The following is a 16,771-nucleotide window of genomic DNA, read 5'->3' as shown; positions in this document are numbered from 1 at the left end:
TTAATTGACGTACTGGTTGGTTCGTTCAGTTTTCAAAGATCAATAACTGTCTGTTGCGACAGTAATCAAATTTTAGCATAAAGTGTAATAAGCTGTCAATACTGTTTGATAGATTTTGTTTAATAAAAGCTTATAGTGCTTTATGCATTTGTGCTCTCAAATGAGCAACGTTAACTATATTACACGGCTGAGAAGAGAATGTCAATAGATTAATAGAAAAAATCATAAACTAGATTACGTGCTTTATTTACCATCAACATTGTTACTTAATTAGATTAAAATAATAAGGAAAACTCTCTTCTTACCTACATTAAGAAGAGAGTCAGGATTGAACATAATAGATAGACCTTCGTCGGTGTTTGCGAATGATTTTCGCAGCTAGTTTTGCGCCTCTTTTGTCATCAGTCACTAATAAAACTTGTTTTGTACAGTCGAATCGATTTTTGAGAGCTCGAGGTAAATAGCTCAATGGAATATTTTCTGCTCCAGGGTAAGGACATTTATCGGCAGAAATGTAATCGCGTATATCAATTACACAAAATTCATCTAATGAACCAGAAGACTTGCGGAATGGCTTTAAGTTGGCTTTCCTATAAGCGTCATAAGCAAAGAACGGAAGAAAAATGGCAGTTATTATATAAAATAGAAGCATTCCTATTCAACTTCACTTGTTAAAAAACAAGTTCTCCATTCCATTTTAGCATGCCGCCTTCCATGTTCTTTACATCTTGAAACCCTTTTTCCTTCATGAACTCAGCTGCATTCATACTGCGACGACCCGAACGACAGATCATCACGTAGGATTGGTCTTTAGGTAGCTGATCAACTTCACTTGGAATCTGGCCTAAAGGAATATGTTTAGCTGTAGGAACCATCCCCTGGGCCACTTCTTCATCTTCACGTACATCAATGACAGTAAGTTTTTCATTCTTTTCAATCATATTCTCAACTTCTTGAGGTGAAATCTCTTGAATCTGACTCATAGGAAAATCCTCCTTTTATATCTTTTTGCAAACCAAATGTAATGAATAAGTATGGTAAAGTCAAGAATTTACTTCCTTTACTATAATATAGAAGGAGCCGCTCTAAAGCGACCCCTCATTTTCATTAATTGGCAACAATATTGACTAGCTTACCAGGCACTGCAATGACTTTACGCACTGTTTTTCCTTCAAGCCATTCTTGAACCTGTTCGTTCTCTAATGCTTCTTTCTCTAAGTCTTCTTTAGAAGCTTCTCTGTTGACCATGATCTTGGCACGCACTTTCCCCATCACTTGAACGACGATCTCAATTTCATCTTCTACCAATTTCGACTCATCGTAAGTTGGCCATGCCTGATAGCTGATGGTTCCGGAATGTCCAAGCTTCTCCCATATTTCTTCAGCCAGGTGTGGAGCTACAGGGGAAAGCAATTTAACAAAACCTTCTACATATTCTTTAGGAAGTTCATTAGCTTTATACCCTTCATTTATGAAGACCATCATTTGAGAAATCCCTGTATTGAAACGAAGCTCTTCAAAGTTCTCAGTGACTTTCTTTACTGTTTCATGATAAACCTTATCAAGGGTATCACCTTTACTGTTTTCCTTAATTGCATCAGAAAGATTTCCGTCTGCGACAAACAATCTCCACACACGGTCAAGGAATCGCCGAGCGCCGTCCAGTCCATTGGTCGACCATGCAACCGATGCATCTAGAGGTCCCATAAACATTTCATAAAGCCTCAATGTATCTGCTCCATGAGAGTACACGATGTCATCGGGATTTACAACATTTCCTTTTGATTTACTCATTTTCTCATTGTTTTCCCCAAGGATCATACCCTGGTTGAATAGCTTTTGGAAAGGTTCTTTCGTTGGTACTACACCAGCATCATAAAGAACTTTGTGCCAAAAACGGGCATATAGCAAGTGCAGAACTGCATGTTCGGCTCCACCAATGTAGACATCAACAGGCAGCCATTTCTTTAGTTTTTCATAATCAGCAAAAATTTCATCGTTATTTGCATCGATATAACGAAGGTAGTACCAGCAGCTTCCTGCCCATTGAGGCATCGTGTTCGTTTCTCTTCTTCCTTTCATGCCTGTTTCTGGATCAACAACATTTACCCATTCGCCGATATTCGCAAGCGGAGATTCTCCTGTGCCGGATGGTTTGATCTCTGTCGTTTTTGGAAGTTCAATTGGAAGATTCTCTTCAGCTACCGGGGTAACGGAACCATCTTCCCAGTGAATGACAGGGATTGGCTCTCCCCAATAGCGCTGACGGCTGAACAGCCAGTCACGCAGACGGTAGGTCGTTTTCTTTTCGCCTTTGTTTTTTTCTTCAAGCCAGTTGATCGCTTTTTCAATTGCTTCTTCTTTATCAAGGCCATTCAGAAAGTCTGAGTTAATGTGCTTTCCGTCTCCAGTGTAAGCTTCTTCCTGTACATTTCCGCCTTCCACAACAGGTATGATCGGAAGTTCGAATTTCTGCGCAAACTCGTAGTCTCTTTCATCGTGCGCTGGAACAGCCATAATCGCTCCACTTCCGTAACTCATCAATACATAGTCTGCCACCCAAATCGGAAGCTTCTCACCGTTGATTGGATTTACAGCATAGGCCCCTGTAAAAACCCCAGACTTATCTTTAGCAAGATCAGTACGCTCAAGGTCGCTCTTATTTTTTGCCTTATCTACGTATGCTTTAACATTCTCTTTTTGAGCGTCAGCAGTAATTTGATTTACAAGGGGATGTTCAGGAGCAAGCACTGCGTAAGTAGCGCCAAACAAAGTGTCTGGTCTTGTAGTAAATACATCAAAATTCTGGTTTGTTCCAGCAATCGTGAACGTTACTTCCGCTCCTTCTGATTTTCCGATCCAGTTGCGCTGCATATCCTTAATGCTTTCTGGCCAATCCAGTTCTTCCAAATCATCAAGCAGGCGATCCGCATAGGCGGTAATTTTCAGCATCCACTGTTTCATCGGACGGCGTTCAACCGGATGGCCCCCTCGTTCACTTTTTCCATCAATGACTTCTTCATTGGCTAGTACAGTACCTAGTGCAGGACACCAGTTCACAGCTACTTCATCGATGTAGGCAAGTCCCTTTTCATAAAGTTTCAGGAATATCCATTGCGTCCATTTATAGTAATTCGGATCTGTCGTATTCACTTCCCGGTCCCAATCGTAAGAGAAGCCCAGCTCTTGAATTTGGCGTCGGAACGTATTAATATTCTGTTCTGTGAATTCTTCCGGGTCATTTCCTGTATCAAGGGCATATTGCTCAGCAGGCAACCCGAAGGCATCCCATCCAATCGGGTGAAGCACTTCATACCCTTGCATTCTTTTCATTCGGGATAGGATATCTGTTGCCGTATATCCTTCTGGATGCCCCACGTGTAACCCTGCACCAGATGGATATGGGAACATATCAAGTGCATAGAATTTTTGTTTGTCAGAGTGGCTGTCTGTTTTAAATGTTTTATTGTCCAGCCAATAGTTCTGCCATTTCTTTTCGATCGACTTATGATCAAAAGCCATTTGTTTTCCTCCTCATTCATCTCTATAAAAAATATAAAAAGCCCCTCATCCCTATATGGGACGAGAGGCTTGATTCCCGCGGTACCACCCAAATTAACGTTTCATAAAACGTTCACTCGAGGTCAATAACGGCGACTGCACCGGCAAAAGCTACCATTTACGTTCACTTTTGCGACATCCAAGGCGAGTTCACAAAGATCAAGAGCAGCTTTCACCAACCGCTGCCTCTCTCATACATGAAACTTTGCTACTACTCCTTTTCCACGTCATTTCGTTTATATTCGTATCTTAATGAAACAGAAGTCCTTTGTCAAGCGGCTCATGCCCATGTTTACCTGAAGATAAAAAAAGGTAAACAGATAATGTAGGACGCATTTTTAAGGAGGCAGCATGAGAAAAATTATTCGTAAAGCCACCGAGTATGCAAAGAGAAACCCACAGCAGACAAAACGGTTCGCTAAGAAAGCTTTAGATACCGCAAAAGGCTATCGAAAGAAAAGTAAATCCAACACTAAACCTGGACCTTAACCTGCATGTCTTTTCATGCAGGTTTACTATTCGTTTAAGTCAAAGAGACGGACGGTTTTATCTGCAGATCCTATGACTAGCTGATTCCCATTCGGAGCGTAATCTACACTATAATTCCCTTTAGCAGGTAATTCATTATCAACGACAGATAAATCAGACAAGGACACGCGCTTCACTTGATAAGCCATAGTGATCGCCACTTCCAGTCCATTCGGAGCCACAGCTATTCCGTAATATCCCTGATCCCCAACGTTGAATTTTTCCAAAGCCTGATGAGTGACCATGTCCCATAAAATTAATACGCCATCATATCCAACTGAAACGGCATGACGATCTTCATCGAAGAACCGGAACCCCATCGTAGCTCCTTCATGAGCGTCCAACTGTTCCAGAATCTCACAGCTAGGAAGATCGAACCGTCGAATGGTAGGTCCTAATCCTCCAATGATGGCATGATTATGATCCCTCCCTGTTTCAAGGACGCCTGTATTTTTTTCATCACTTTTCACTTTTTTCACTTGCTCTCCATCCGGCAATTCCCATAGTGTGATCATGTTCGACTTCGTACTTGTAATCAAATACTCCTCGTCTTTTGTTACTCTCAAATGATGGACTCCTGACTTTAAGTCCTGTCTTTCTTGCACTGGACTGCTGCTTGAAACCTCATGAGTCAAAATCTTCCCATCTCCTGAAGCAGAAATCAGCTTCTTGCCTTTTTCAATCCAACTGACTCCATTTACAGTTTGTTTGTGTCCTTCAAAGACTTGAACTCTCTGTCCACTCTCCACTTCCCATAAAAACAGCTCACCACTGAATCCTGCTGAGGCGATGTATTGGCTATCGGGACTAAACAATACTTTATTAACGTGCGAAGTATGAGCGGTTAATGATCGCATAACTTTTCCCCCCCTAGGAACAAAATTTTAATAGCTTAGATTATAACCTACTCTTCGTGCTACAATAACGCTGGGTTTAAAAACAAATTGGAGGTCGTACATACTATGACTTTACAACGTACCTTAGCTTATTCTCACACACTAATGGAACAAACATTAAAGAAGGGCGATATTGCTGTAGATGGAACGTGTGGAAATGGTCATGACACCCTCTTCCTTGCTAAGCTTGTAGGAGAGGAAGGGCATGTTCACGGGTTCGATATTCAGCTGAAAGCCATTCAAAACACAAAAAATCGCTTGAAAGCAAACGCTATGGAAAATCGAGTCTCCCTCTATCATGAAACGCACAGTTATATTAACGAGAGCATTCCAAGCGATCACCAATCGAACATTAAGGCAGCCATTTTTAACTTAGGCTATCTTCCAGGCAGTGATAAGCAAGTTGTCACAACACCAACAGAAACCATTTCTTCTGTTAAAAAACTACTAACTTTGATGAAAAAAGGCGGCCTGGTGGTCCTTGTCGTCTACCATGGTCACCCGGGCGGTGACGAGGAAAGAGACGCTGTCATGAAGTTCGTGACTTCACTCGATCAGAATGCTTTCAATGTTCTCCAATATGGATTTATCAATCAAAAAAATAACCCGCCATTTTTACTAGCTATCGAAAAACAGTAGCCTGGGACCTACAATGGTCTTCCAGGCTTTAATTTATGGTACATTTTAGTATTGTAATAAAAAAATGTAGCTTTCTTCCCACTGACTTTTAGCAAATCTTTTACAAAACTTCGTGCATTTTTCAACTTCCCAACCTTCCTGTCGGCTAGATACATCCCTACGAGCCCTTCATGAATCATCTGATGAAAAGGTGCATTAGGAAGCTTTTGAATTTCCTCATGAGTCTGTTTCACAAAATATTTAAAGCGGTCTTTCATTTCACCATCATGATTGTAATAGGTACAGAAGTTAAGATCTCCTTCTTCTTCGTCTTCTTGTTGATCGATATAATAATCCAAAAGAATGTGAAGACCTTGCATAAACGGAAAGTAACTTCGCTCCACTTGTTCAGCAAGTCGTTCATCCATCGTGCCTCCCAACGTATAAGAGACTAGACAGAAAATCCCTAATGTTGAGCCTGTACAGGCAGAAAATTCATACCATTCTAAATGTGGCCATTCTGATTGGTAGTTTTCAAACCAGTTTTTCAATCTCGGAATTCTTTCTTCTTCAATGACGTGCTTATGTACCTGTAGATCATTATAAAGCGACCCCAATTTGACTGTATGATGCTGTACTAGACTGTAATAAGGTGTTTTTAAGACTTTTTGACAAGTTTGGACGAGCTCTCTTAAATAGCCTCCGTCATCTTTATCCTCTCTGTGATAATAGTAATCTTTGACTTCGTTGCCAGGTGAGAGAGCATCTGTCATGGATTGGTGCAGCATTCGGAAATCTTCAGGATCCATAGAAGTGCTTCGATCACAAAGGTTATCGAGATAATCACTGATGGTCTGGTAAGCAACAATAAAGCGAATCGCTGCTTCCCAGTTGTCTTTTGCCAGCACAGAGTATATGGATCCCCCTTCACAATGAAAAGTCTTCCCTTCGATACTCGCTAAAGCCTGGGTTCGAAGCTCCTCATTGGGGATAGCCTGAGCCTTTTCAATCCAATAATTTAATTCTTTATGTACAGCAGGGAAAATCCTCCGATACACTTTATACATTAGATGCACGGCGTTATGTGGCACATGAGCTGTCAAGTTGATCCCTCCTATATCAGGATTTATCCAGGTGAAGTGTTATGAAACTTTTTGTATAGTTATAGACTGTATTCCATTCGGGCTCATTAAAAATCTCATGATAAAGACCAGGCCATTGTTTATAGCATTTCTCTTTACATGACACTTTATTAAACCACTCTTTTGTCTTTTCAATATCAACCATCAAGTCTTTATCTGCCTGCATGACAAGAAGAGGGACATCTGGAAATCGGTCAATATTTTGAAACGATTGTTTAATCGCTTTTCTGAACTCTCTATACCAGCGAATTGATACTTTGGATAAGATCATGGAATCCTGTTTATCTCTGATGATAAGCTCCTGATTCCTCGTAACCATTTCCGGTTTCATAGGGGCTTTTACACTGAGAGTAGGCCATACCCGATTAATGATATGAGAAAAAGCTTCCAGCGTCTTTCCTGCTCCATTCTGAATACCGGCTGCAGGGGACGAAAGGATGACACCATCAACCATAGGATGAAAGGTTTGCATGGCACGTATGACTGCTATGGCTCCCATGCTGTGGCCTAATACGAAGATCGGTCTGGACTCATCTGCTTTAGTAATCCAATACCCAATCGTTTTTATATACTCATCAAATTTATAGATATGACCTTTTTTCCCTGTCGACTTTCCTTGCCCCGGGAGATCGCCATAAATGACACTGAATCCGTCTTTTTGAAAGTGAGCCGCAAGCTCATCGTAGCGCCCTGCATGTTCAAATGCCCCATGGACAATCACTATTGTAGCCAGGTTCTGTTCTGAAACCAATTTTATCATCCGTACACGACTCCTTACGATTTGCTATACTGTTTATACACATATTATAAGGGGGTTCTACATGATTTGCGAATATAAAGGAAAGCTGCCTCAAATTGATCCGAGTGCTTATATTGCAGAAGATGCCGTCATCACGGGGGATGTAAAAATCGGTGAACTTTCCAGCGTGTGGTTCAAAACCGTGATCAGAGGAGACGTTTCACCTGTACATATAGGAAAAAATGTAAATATCCAAGATTTAAGCATGCTTCATCAAAGCCCTAATCAGCCGCTAATTATTGAAGACGGAGTAACTGTCGGTCATCAAGTGACCTTACACTCTGCCCACATTAAAAAGAACGCATTGATCGGAATGGGCTCACTTATCCTTGACGGAGCAGAAATTGGTGAGCAAACTTTCATAGGAGCGGGAAGCTTAGTTCCACCCGGAAAAGTAATACCGCCAAATACGCTGGCATTTGGAAGGCCTGCAAAAGTTGTGCGTGAATTGAACGAAACGGATATTCAGGAACTTGACCGCATTCGTAAAACTTATGTTGAAAAAGGACAATATTATAAAAGCCTGCAAACCTAACTATTAAAAAAGCCTCTGAAAATGAATTCAGAGGCTTTGTTTTACTTCAAGCGGTTTATAAGTTCTTCTGCTTTATCAGTTTTTTCCCATGGAAATTCCACATCAGTCCGTCCGAAGTGACCGTAAGCAGCTGTTTGACGATAAATCGGACGACGAAGGTCCAACATTTTAATAATTCCAGCTGGACGTAGGTCAAACAAGTCTCTAACTGCTTCAACCAGCTTTTCTTCGCTTACCTTCCCTGTACCGAACGTATTTATAGAAATGGATACAGGCTGGGCAACACCGATAGCGTACGCCAGCTGAACCTCCACAGTATCTGCAAGACCTGCTGCTACGATGTTCTTAGCTACGTAACGCGCCGCATAAGCAGCGGAGCGGTCCACTTTTGTCGCATCTTTCCCACTGAAAGCGCCGCCCCCGTGTCGAGCATATCCACCATAAGTATCAACAATAATTTTTCTTCCTGTCAGACCTGCATCCCCTTGCGGCCCGCCGATTACGAAACGACCTGTAGGGTTAATGAAATATTTTGTATGATTATCAATTAAGTAAGAAGGCACAACAGGATCAATGACTTCAGCTTTAATGTCTTTTTTAATTTGATCAAGCGTAATTTCCTCAGCATGCTGAGTAGAAATAACAATAGTATCAACGCGAACCGGTTGATCATTTTCATCGTATTCAATCGTAACTTGAGTTTTCCCGTCTGGACGTAAGTACTCGAGTGTACCGTCGTTACGAACATCAGATAAGCGCTTGGAAAGTTTATGCGCAAGAGAGATCGGCAAAGGCATCAATTCTTTTGTTTCATTGTTTGCGAATCCGAACATAAGCCCCTGGTCACCTGCACCAATTGCCTCAATTTCATCCTCGCTCATTTGTCCCTCACGTGATTCATAGGCAACATCTACTCCACCGGCGATATCTGGGGACTGTTCGTCTATGGCAGTAAGAACTGCACACGTATCAGCATCAAAACCATACTTGGCTCTTGTATAGCCAATATCCTTGATCGTCTGGCGTACAATAGATGGAATATCTACATAGGTATTGGTACTGATTTCTCCAGACACTAGTACAAGTCCTGTAGTGACTGTCGTTTCACATGCGACCCTTGCATTTGGGTCGTTTTTTAAAATTTCGTCTAAGATCGCATCAGAAATCTGGTCACAAATTTTATCAGGGTGGCCCTCGGTAACAGATTCTGATGTGAATAACCGGCGATTGGCAGGCATTCTCTAAAACTCCTCCTTCTGAAAGTTCAATGAATTAGACGGAACTCTTTACCAGTATGTGTAGAAACCGTATGACAGTTTCTTTATTCGTTCATTTCATATCTTGTCCTCCGGAACTACGTACAAAGGAGGATCAAGTTCACTTATGGATCATTTCCTTATATAAAAGAAAAAACCCTTCCTGACTTAGAGGAAAGGGGCTGCTTCCTTTCGCTCTTATCGTCCAAGGAGTCATTGATCTCCTTGCTTCAGGTTAGCACCATGTCATTTGAATGACGGGTTGCCGGGCTTCAAAGGGCCTGTCCCTCCACCGACTCTGGATAAGAGAGTTTCCGTTCTTGGATATCGTATCGAAAACCATGTTTAATGTCAATTAAATACCTATGACTTAGGCAAAGAGCAAGAGCCATTCTTACACTTACCTTTGAAAAGTTTATAACGGCTTCTAGCCACGAATGCGTATAGTGGTTTTCCAATTATGCTGCTTCCAGGAATGGAAAAAAGGACTCCTGGAATAAACGTGAGCGGACATTTTCTCATAAGATAAGTAATAGCAAAGTACCCTCTCTTCTCATCTCCAGAGGGAAGCAGTACGTGTAACTCCTGTTTTATTGCTTTTTCCCTACTTTTGGGTAGAGAATTTACCTTCCCATATTGTTGAAGAGAGATCCACTCCATCGTATTAAACCAATCAAACCTTTTAAACAGACGCTTTGATTGATTACACAAGTAACAACCCCCATCGTAAAGCACAAGTGATTTGCTCATTAAATCACAACCTTTCTTCTTTTATTTTACCTGATAAAAGGGTAAAAAATAAATTGAAAGCATTTTCACAAAGAGTATGGATTATTAATATGAATGTGTTATACTAATGTTCAAATTAAGTACTTAGCTTATTGAAATCTTTTAAAAAAGGCGGGTAGACACATATGAGTGCCATTAATCAAATGTCAGAATTAAACCTCTTATTAGCCCAGGAGCATGTCCACCACCAATTATCGGTACCTCAATTAGTGGAGCACATCTTAGAGCGTCATGAAGGGGCGCTTACGGACAAAGGAGCCATCCAGGCGACCACTGGAGCTTATACAGGACGATCTCCTAAGGATAAATTTATAGTAAAAGATGATGTCTCCGCTAATAAAGTTGATTGGGGCAAGGTAAATCAGCCCATCGATGAAGACACCTTCACCACACTTTACCATAAAGTGCTCGATTACTTGAAAGATCGTGACGCCTTGTTTTCCTTTAAAGGGTTTGCTGGGGCTGATGAAAAGTTCAGGCTTCCGATCAGAGTTATTAACGAATTCGCTTGGCATAATCTGTTTGCCCGACAAATGTTCATCCGACCTTCCGAAGATGAAGTGGAAGAATTAGAGCCAGAATTCACCGTGGTATCCGCACCGACATTTAAAGCAGAACCTGATGTTGACGGAACAAATTCAGAAGCCTTTATCATGGTTTCGTTTAAACACCGTATCGTTTTAATCGGTGGAACAGAATACGCTGGCGAAATTAAGAAATCAATCTTCTCTGTTATGAACTTCATGCTTCCTCAAAAAAATGTATTGCCTATGCATTGTTCTGCTAATGTAGGAAAAGAGGGCGATGTCGCTTTATTCTTCGGTCTTTCAGGCACAGGTAAAACAACTTTGTCGGCTGATCCCAACCGGAGATTAATCGGTGATGATGAACATGCCTGGTCCAATTACGGTATCTTCAACATTGAGGGTGGCTGTTATGCGAAGTGCATAAGTTTGTCTGAGAAAAACGAACCACAGATATTTAATGCCATTCACTTTGGTTCAGTATTAGAAAACGTCGTTCTAAAACCAAATAGTCATGTTCCTGATTTTGAGGATACGAGTTTGACTGAAAATACAAGAGCAGCTTATCCGATCGATCATATAGATAATATCATCCGCCCAAGCATTGCAGGGCATCCAAACGCAATCATTTTCCTTACAGCCGATGCAACTGGTGTGCTTCCACCAATCAGTAAATTGACCAAAGAGCAGGCCATGTATCACTTCCTCAGTGGATATACCAGTAAGCTTGCCGGAACTGAAAGAGGGATTACAGAACCTCAAGCTACATTCTCAGCTTGTTTCGGTTCACCATTCCTGCCCCTTGCTCCTTCTACGTATGCAGAAATGCTTGGTGAAAAGATCGATCAGTTTGACGCAGATGTCTATTTAGTCAACACTGGGTGGACCGGAGGCCCTTATGGAGAAGGCTCCCGTATGAAGCTTTCTTATACCCGCTCTATGATTCAGGCAGCTTTAGAAGGAGAACTTGCCTCAGTAGAGACTTATAAAGACCCATTCTTTGGTTTGAGTATTCCAACTCACTGTCCAGGTGTTCCTGATGATGTACTTATTCCTAAGAGAACTTGGGATGACCCTGAACGTTACGATGAACAGGCCAAAGATTTAGCAAACAAGTTCCATGAGAACTTTAAAACATTTGTCTATGCAAGTGATAAAATCAAACAGGCTGGACCTGCCTATAATAGGCATTGATTATGTTTCCTCATCTCCTCATATAAAAAAAGCGCGCGTACGAAATAGTATCGTACGCGCGCTTTTTTGTTTTTTGTTACCAATTAGGACTCCATTTGTTCTATTCGTTTCATACATTGAGGAAGAACCTCATCCTTCATCATAAAACTGAACCGATCATTTTTCGCTAACTCCTTAGGAAGGTGCTGAAACAAAACAGGACCGTAGGTCTCAAAGTAATGTTCTTGCTCAGCCAATTCTGAAATAGTTGCAAAATAAACATTTTTGATCACATTACCGCCCTTACCCTCTACATAATACTGACCAATATAATGCAAGTCATCAACTTCAGCACCTGTCTCTTCCTTCACTTCGCGTATCGCTGCTTTTTCAGCTGTTTCCCCGTCTTCCACCTTGCCACCAGGAAATTCTATACCACGATCTTTATGTCTAGTGAGCAACCATTGGTGGTTATAGCGGCAAATGACCCATACATGTTTTGGAGCTTTCGAAAAAGGATGATCCTCAAAAGATAATTTTACCGGATTATGATAAAAATCATAAAATGTTTTCATGCTAGATCAACTGCCTTTAGTGCTTATATTGGAACTACTTCCCTGACAGGCTTACTTACCTGATCTTATGCCTGTTTAAATCGTACCATAAGCTAAGATAAATACAAACTGGTCTAAGAAGAATTCGAGTATATTTAGCATTATTATTCCTTTTGCTTACCTCTGGTAAACAATAGATTAATTACATAAATTTGAAACCATTTGAAGCAGGGGAAATCACTATCCCTCAAGAGGTGAAAGATGAAGCAAAAAGATTGAAGGGACTGAACGTCTGATTGAATCTTAAATTAAAAAGCCGCTTTCTACATTAGAAAACGGCTCTTTGTTTAATCTTCCAATATTCCCATTTCTGTAATATGTTTTTTCGTCATTTCATCACCAAGATCATAAATCTTCCTGAAGGCTATTCTCATTCCATTATCGTAGTCATCGTTATCTTCATCTTGATGATAAGGTTTAGCAGGAATATGTGCTCTATAAAAGGACCTATTGTCTGCAATTTCAATTTCATCAAAAACTTCTCTTAATGCCAGGATCTCATCTTCAGTTGCTTCGACGATAAAATCGTCATTATTCGCATCATGGTTGACGGATATTTCTCTTGTCCCGATATTGATGTAATACTTATTCTTTTCCACACTTGTCCCTCCTTGCTCTTATTTTGAGCAAATGAGGAAGGCTTATTACATTTTAGCTCAATCCTTATTCATTAACATGGGCTTGGTGCACATCTAAAGTTACTTCTTTTAAATAATTTTTGTCTACTTCAACACCAATTCCAGGTTGTTCAGGAACTTTAATCATCCCGTTCACCACTTCTATTTCTGGTTTGATGATATCTTTCTCAAAATACCTTGAAGAACCTGAAAGATCGCCAGGTATAGTGAAATTTGGAAGTGATGCTAAAGCCAAGTTATGAGCTTTTGAGATCCCTGATTCCACCATTCCCCCACACCAGACAGGGATATCTTTTTGAAGGCAAAAATCATGGATCTTTATTGCTTCTGAAAGGCCACCGACACGACTGATTTTAATATTAATTACTTTACAGCTCTCAAGTTCCACGGCTTGCTTCGCATCATGAAAACTCATAACAGACTCATCAAGGCAAATAGGTGTCTTCAACTGCTTTTGCAGCTTTTTATGCAAGAAAAAATCTCCGGCTTGAAAAGGCTGTTCAATCATCATTAATCCATACTGGTCAAGCTCTAAAAGGTGAGGGATGTTATTCTCTGAATACATGCCATTGGCATCAATCATTATAGGAAGGTCAGGATCAACCTTTTGAACTTTCTTGATCAGTTCTTCCTCTTGTCCCAAATTCACCTTAAGCTTGTACCGTTGATAACCGTTATCCTTCAAACCTCTCACATCTTCTTCAAGCGAATCGGATAAGCTGAGCACAGCTCCTGCTCTTACAGTTTCGCTTGTGCCTCCAATCAACTCCCGTAGACTTACGTTCTGTTTTTTGCTGAACAGGTCCCATATCGCCCCTTCCAGTCCGGCCTTCGCCATAGGATGACCCATTACGGACTGAAAACTTTTTGAGAGGTCACATGGATGTTCAAGTTCTCCAAACTGAATTTGAGGAATAATGAAATTAATGAGGATATCCCATGCTGTACTCGTCGTTTCATACGTGTAAAATGGTGCATTAAAAGCAGTAACCTCCCCGTACCCGCACCACCCCTCAGAATCATGAGCTTCTACGATAATGAGTGAACGATTGGTTATCGTGCCTTGATGGGTTCGAAAAGGAGCAGTGAGAGGCAGCTTAATATGTCTTAGCACTATTTTAGTTATGTCCATGCTTCTAACTCTCCCTTTCTAAGGCAGAAAATAGTTCTCTTCTTAGCAGTTTGTTCGAAGCGTTCCTGGGTAGTTGGGACAGGGTGAAAAAAGCTTTCGGAATTTTGTATTTTGCTAACCTTGCCTCACAAAATTCCGTTACGTCTTCTGAATAGATAGTTACATCTTCTTCAGGGACTAAAAATGCCGCCGGGACTTCACCCCAGGTTTCATCGCTCATTCCCGTGACCCCAGCTTCTTTTACTCCTGGAAAATCGCTTAAAACACTTTCTAACTCTGCGGGGTAAATATTTTCACCTCCTGAAATGATTACATCCTTCACTCGATCTACAACATAGAGAAATCCTTCATTGTCTTTGTATCCCAAATCTCCCGTCCTCAAAAATTCTTTATTCGACGGCGTATGGTTATAGTAGCCTTTAGATACCATAGGACCTTTAACTAGAATTTCTCCCACTTCAGTTGGTCCGTCGGCATCCACAATTACCTCAGCAGGCGTTAAAGCTTTCCCTGCTGACCCTAATTTTTGCATAGCCGCACTCGGGCTTAGGGTCGAAATTTGCGAAGAAGTTTCTGTCATCCCATACGTTTGAAACACAGGTAGCCTTTTAGATTGGGCTTTGCGTAGCAAAGGCTCAGGGACAGGCCCTCCTCCTAACAACACGCAGCGAAAGGTACTTGGGTAGTAATCTTCGTTAAAACCTTCCAGCAGTCGTTGAAGCATCAAAGTAACTACTGAGATGTGTGTAATACGATTGTTCCTGATTTCTCGATTAATGACTGACACATCGAATTTTTCGACCAGGCTCACTGTCATTCCGTAGATGACACTTTTCATCAGTACCGAGAACCCGCCAACGTGAAACATCGGCAAACACAGCAGCCATTTATCCTCTGATTGAACACCAAGGTTTAGCGCAGATGCAACAGCGCTAAACCAGTGATTGCCATACGTGTGCATCACAGCTTTCGGGTTGCCCGTGGTCCCTGAGGTGTACATCATTGTAAAAACCTGATCAAGATTGATTTCCTTTTTCAAATCGAATGTTTCAGCTTCTCTTTTTGGGATATCATTGACTTGAAACAAACGATCCTGGGGTATATACTGCGATTCTTTTCTCGCTTGTTCTGACTTTTCTATAAGTCCTTCACCTGCAAAAAACCATGATACATCCGCATCTGATAATTGAAAGGCGATTTCTGTGGCAGTTAATCGTGTATTCAAAAGGACAGCTGTGGCTCCGATATAACTGACGGCATGGATAAACACAGGGAAATCAATCTGATTGTGCATAAGAAGAGCCACATGGTCTCCCTCTTCAACTCCTAATGCAATCAGATTCTCTGCTAATTTTCTGCTCTCATCACGCAATTTTGAAAAACTCATAGAAAAACCATCAGGTTGTTCAATGGCAACACGTTCAGGGTTCAGTTCATTTTGTTTTTCTAACCAGTGAGGAATTGTTTCATTCAAAGGTGACCCTTCTTTCTTTAAATAGAGCTTAAATTAATAAATGAGTAGTAGTACAAACTTTATTCTTGCAGATAAACCCCCTTTTCTAGGAGGCACAATTTCGATATTGCATAGATGTTTTCCGTTACTTAGTACTGGTGTCCGCGGAAAGCGAATCCATACCCAACGCCCCTTATTCCATACATGAATTTCATATAATGTAGAGAGAATCAAATAAAGGGACACTCCTTCTTAAGGAATGCCCCTTTGCCGTTCTCATTAAGGAAAACGAGGAAACTTATCAAAGTCTGGTTTTCTCTTCTCCTTAAACGCGTCACGACCTTCTTTTGCTTCCTCAGTCGTGTAGTAAAGCAACGTAGCGTCGCCGCCCATTTGCTGCAACCCAGCCAGTCCATCTGTATCGGCATTGAAGGAAGCCTTCAAGAAGCGCAGGGCAGTTGGAGATTTTTCAAGCATCTCTTTACTCCACTGAACCGTTTCCGCTTCTAACTGATCAAGCGGAACAACCGTGTTTACTAATCCCATCTCTTCAGCTTCTTTTGCGCTGTATTGACGGCATAGGTACCAAATCTCGCGAGCTTTCTTATGACCAACGATACGGGCCAGCAATCCAGCTCCGTAACCTGCGTCGAAACTTCCGACTTTTGGACCTGTTTGTCCAAAAATAGCGTTGTCTGCAGCGATAGTCAAATCACATACAATATGTAAAACATGACCTCCGCCAATCGCATATCCAGAAACCATTGCAACCACTGGTTTTGGAATAACACGGATCAAACGTTGCAGATCAAGGACATTCAGACGTGGGATGTGGTCATCTCCAACGTAACCGCCATGACCTCTTACTTTCTGATCTCCTCCAGCGCAGAAGGCATCATCGCCTACACCAGCTAGAACAATAACACCGATCTTGGAGTCATCTCGTGCGTATGCAAAAGCATCAATCAGCTCATGAACCGTTTGAGGACGGAAAGCATTGCGGACTTCCGGCCTGTTAATGGAAATCTTAGCGATTCCTTCGTATGTTTCGTATAGAATATCTTCGTATTCGCGTTCGCGAACCCAATTAAAAGACATAGTAAATCCTCCTTG

The 16,771-nt window shown here is 41.3% G+C and carries 17 protein-coding genes, 1 riboswitch and 1 other annotated feature; of the genes, 4 read left to right on the top strand and 13 right to left on the bottom strand.

Annotation, left to right across the window (positions count from 1 at the left end):
* Positions 1 to 322 precede the first annotated feature (322 nt).
* From ACRYKC_RS11520 to leuS, 3 genes are all read right to left on the bottom strand, one after another.
* Entirely contained in the window at positions 323 to 652 is a 330-nt protein-coding gene (locus ACRYKC_RS11520; RefSeq protein WP_433806865.1) for a rhodanese-like domain-containing protein, read from the bottom strand.
* A 19-nt stretch (positions 653 to 671) separates the two neighbouring features.
* Positions 672 to 983: a rhodanese-like domain-containing protein gene (locus ACRYKC_RS11515; protein ID WP_433806864.1), complete on the bottom strand. Its 312-nt coding sequence runs from the start codon at positions 981 to 983 to the stop codon at positions 672 to 674.
* 124 nt (positions 984 to 1,107) lie between these two features.
* A complete protein-coding gene (gene leuS, locus ACRYKC_RS11510) occupies positions 1,108 to 3,522 on the bottom strand; it encodes a leucine--tRNA ligase (RefSeq protein ID WP_433806863.1) in 2,415 nt (804 codons plus the stop codon).
* Between the two features lie 53 nt (positions 3,523 to 3,575).
* Positions 3,576 to 3,795: a binding site (T-box leader), on the bottom strand.
* A 117-nt stretch (positions 3,796 to 3,912) separates the two neighbouring features.
* On the opposite strand from leuS, the gene ACRYKC_RS11505 reads away from it, so the two are divergent.
* Positions 3,913 to 4,050: a hypothetical protein gene (locus ACRYKC_RS11505; RefSeq protein ID WP_433806862.1), complete on the top strand. Its 138-nt coding sequence runs from the start codon at positions 3,913 to 3,915 to the stop codon at positions 4,048 to 4,050.
* Between the two features lie 26 nt (positions 4,051 to 4,076).
* Here ACRYKC_RS11505 and ACRYKC_RS11500 read toward each other — a convergent pair whose 3' ends face one another.
* A complete protein-coding gene (locus ACRYKC_RS11500; protein ID WP_433806861.1) occupies positions 4,077 to 4,946 on the bottom strand; it encodes a WD40 repeat domain-containing protein in 870 nt (289 codons plus the stop codon).
* A gap of 105 nt (positions 4,947 to 5,051) precedes the next feature.
* Here ACRYKC_RS11500 and mnmM point away from each other — a divergent pair, with 105 nt between their 5' ends.
* The gene (gene mnmM / locus ACRYKC_RS11495) at positions 5,052 to 5,624 is read left to right on the top strand and encodes a tRNA 5-(aminomethyl)-2-thiouridylate-methyltransferase MnmM (RefSeq protein WP_433806860.1); all 573 of its coding nucleotides are present in this window, start codon (positions 5,052 to 5,054) and stop codon (positions 5,622 to 5,624) included.
* Positions 5,625 to 5,632: 8 nt separating this feature from the next.
* On the opposite strand, the gene ACRYKC_RS11490 is transcribed toward mnmM, so the two are convergent.
* Positions 5,633 to 6,670, bottom strand: coding sequence for a tetraprenyl-beta-curcumene synthase family protein (locus ACRYKC_RS11490; protein ID WP_433806876.1), 1,038 nt, complete (start codon positions 6,668 to 6,670; stop codon positions 5,633 to 5,635).
* 52 nt (positions 6,671 to 6,722) lie between these two features.
* Entirely contained in the window at positions 6,723 to 7,505 is a 783-nt protein-coding gene (locus tag ACRYKC_RS11485) for an alpha/beta hydrolase (RefSeq protein ID WP_433806859.1), read from the bottom strand.
* A gap of 61 nt (positions 7,506 to 7,566) precedes the next feature.
* Here ACRYKC_RS11485 and ACRYKC_RS11480 point away from each other — a divergent pair, with 61 nt between their 5' ends.
* Entirely contained in the window at positions 7,567 to 8,079 is a 513-nt protein-coding gene (locus ACRYKC_RS11480) for a gamma carbonic anhydrase (protein WP_433806858.1), read from the top strand.
* Positions 8,080 to 8,120: 41 nt separating this feature from the next.
* On the opposite strand, the gene metK is transcribed toward ACRYKC_RS11480, so the two are convergent.
* Both metK and ACRYKC_RS11470 read right to left on the bottom strand, forming a co-directional pair.
* A complete protein-coding gene (metK, locus tag ACRYKC_RS11475) occupies positions 8,121 to 9,317 on the bottom strand; it encodes a methionine adenosyltransferase (RefSeq protein ID WP_433806857.1) in 1,197 nt (398 codons plus the stop codon).
* A gap of 213 nt (positions 9,318 to 9,530) precedes the next feature.
* Positions 9,531 to 9,644: riboswitch (SAM riboswitch) on the bottom strand.
* 54 nt (positions 9,645 to 9,698) lie between these two features.
* Positions 9,699 to 10,085: a thiol-disulfide oxidoreductase DCC family protein gene (locus ACRYKC_RS11470; protein WP_433806856.1), complete on the bottom strand. Its 387-nt coding sequence runs from the start codon at positions 10,083 to 10,085 to the stop codon at positions 9,699 to 9,701.
* A 164-nt stretch (positions 10,086 to 10,249) separates the two neighbouring features.
* Between ACRYKC_RS11470 and pckA the strand changes: the two genes are divergently transcribed.
* Entirely contained in the window at positions 10,250 to 11,842 is a 1,593-nt protein-coding gene (gene pckA, locus ACRYKC_RS11465; protein ID WP_433806855.1) for a phosphoenolpyruvate carboxykinase (ATP), read from the top strand.
* 83 nt (positions 11,843 to 11,925) lie between these two features.
* On the opposite strand, the gene ytkD is transcribed toward pckA, so the two are convergent.
* The 5 genes from ytkD to menB form a co-directional block, all read right to left on the bottom strand.
* Complete coding sequence (ytkD, locus tag ACRYKC_RS11460) at positions 11,926 to 12,396, bottom strand: RNA deprotection pyrophosphohydrolase (protein WP_433806854.1); 471 nt, start codon at positions 12,394 to 12,396, stop codon at positions 11,926 to 11,928.
* A gap of 326 nt (positions 12,397 to 12,722) precedes the next feature.
* A complete protein-coding gene (locus ACRYKC_RS11455; RefSeq protein ID WP_433806853.1) occupies positions 12,723 to 13,034 on the bottom strand; it encodes a hydrolase in 312 nt (103 codons plus the stop codon).
* Between the two features lie 64 nt (positions 13,035 to 13,098).
* Positions 13,099 to 14,205, bottom strand: coding sequence for an o-succinylbenzoate synthase (gene menC, locus ACRYKC_RS11450; protein ID WP_433806852.1), 1,107 nt, complete (start codon positions 14,203 to 14,205; stop codon positions 13,099 to 13,101).
* Positions 14,206 to 14,209: 4 nt separating this feature from the next.
* Positions 14,210 to 15,679 carry an o-succinylbenzoate--CoA ligase gene (locus ACRYKC_RS11445; RefSeq protein ID WP_433806851.1) on the bottom strand — a complete coding sequence of 490 codons (1,470 nt, stop codon included), beginning with the start codon at positions 15,677 to 15,679 and terminating at the stop codon, positions 14,210 to 14,212.
* 258 nt (positions 15,680 to 15,937) lie between these two features.
* Positions 15,938 to 16,756 (bottom strand): 1,4-dihydroxy-2-naphthoyl-CoA synthase, encoded by an 819-nt coding sequence (menB, locus tag ACRYKC_RS11440; RefSeq protein WP_085029205.1) that lies wholly within the window; start codon positions 16,754 to 16,756, stop codon positions 15,938 to 15,940.
* Positions 16,757 to 16,771: the final 15 nt, after the last annotated feature.

The sequence above is a fragment of the Halobacillus sp. A1-3 genome, from assembly GCF_050971765.1.
Taxonomy (GTDB): Bacteria; Bacillota; Bacilli; order Bacillales; family Halobacillaceae; genus Halobacillus; species Halobacillus mangrovi_B.
This window is presented reverse-complemented; position numbering and strand designations above follow the sequence as displayed.

What these genes read in the sequence shown, in the direction of transcription:
- ACRYKC_RS11490 (WP_433806876.1), bottom strand. Translation starts at nt 6,670, where the DNA reads ATGTATAAAGTGTATCGGAGGATTTTCCCTGCTGTACATAAAGAATTA.
- pckA (WP_433806855.1), top strand. Translation starts at nt 10,250, where the DNA reads ATGAGTGCCATTAATCAAATGTCAGAATTAAACCTCTTATTAGCCCAG.
- leuS (WP_433806863.1), bottom strand. Translation starts at nt 3,522, where the DNA reads ATGGCTTTTGATCATAAGTCGATCGAAAAGAAATGGCAGAACTATTGG.
- ACRYKC_RS11520 (WP_433806865.1), bottom strand. Translation starts at nt 652, where the DNA reads ATGCTTCTATTTTATATAATAACTGCCATTTTTCTTCCGTTCTTTGCT.
- mnmM (WP_433806860.1), top strand. Translation starts at nt 5,052, where the DNA reads ATGACTTTACAACGTACCTTAGCTTATTCTCACACACTAATGGAACAA.
- ACRYKC_RS11500 (WP_433806861.1), bottom strand. Translation starts at nt 4,946, where the DNA reads ATGCGATCATTAACCGCTCATACTTCGCACGTTAATAAAGTATTGTTT.
- menC (WP_433806852.1), bottom strand. Translation starts at nt 14,205, where the DNA reads ATGGACATAACTAAAATAGTGCTAAGACATATTAAGCTGCCTCTCACT.
- ACRYKC_RS11470 (WP_433806856.1), bottom strand. Translation starts at nt 10,085, where the DNA reads ATGAGCAAATCACTTGTGCTTTACGATGGGGGTTGTTACTTGTGTAAT.
- ACRYKC_RS11480 (WP_433806858.1), top strand. Translation starts at nt 7,567, where the DNA reads ATGATTTGCGAATATAAAGGAAAGCTGCCTCAAATTGATCCGAGTGCT.
- ACRYKC_RS11485 (WP_433806859.1), bottom strand. Translation starts at nt 7,505, where the DNA reads ATGATAAAATTGGTTTCAGAACAGAACCTGGCTACAATAGTGATTGTC.
- ytkD (WP_433806854.1), bottom strand. Translation starts at nt 12,396, where the DNA reads ATGAAAACATTTTATGATTTTTATCATAATCCGGTAAAATTATCTTTT.
- ACRYKC_RS11515 (WP_433806864.1), bottom strand. Translation starts at nt 983, where the DNA reads ATGAGTCAGATTCAAGAGATTTCACCTCAAGAAGTTGAGAATATGATT.
- metK (WP_433806857.1), bottom strand. Translation starts at nt 9,317, where the DNA reads ATGCCTGCCAATCGCCGGTTATTCACATCAGAATCTGTTACCGAGGGC.
- ACRYKC_RS11505 (WP_433806862.1), top strand. Translation starts at nt 3,913, where the DNA reads ATGAGAAAAATTATTCGTAAAGCCACCGAGTATGCAAAGAGAAACCCA.
- menB (WP_085029205.1), bottom strand. Translation starts at nt 16,756, where the DNA reads ATGTCTTTTAATTGGGTTCGCGAACGCGAATACGAAGATATTCTATAC.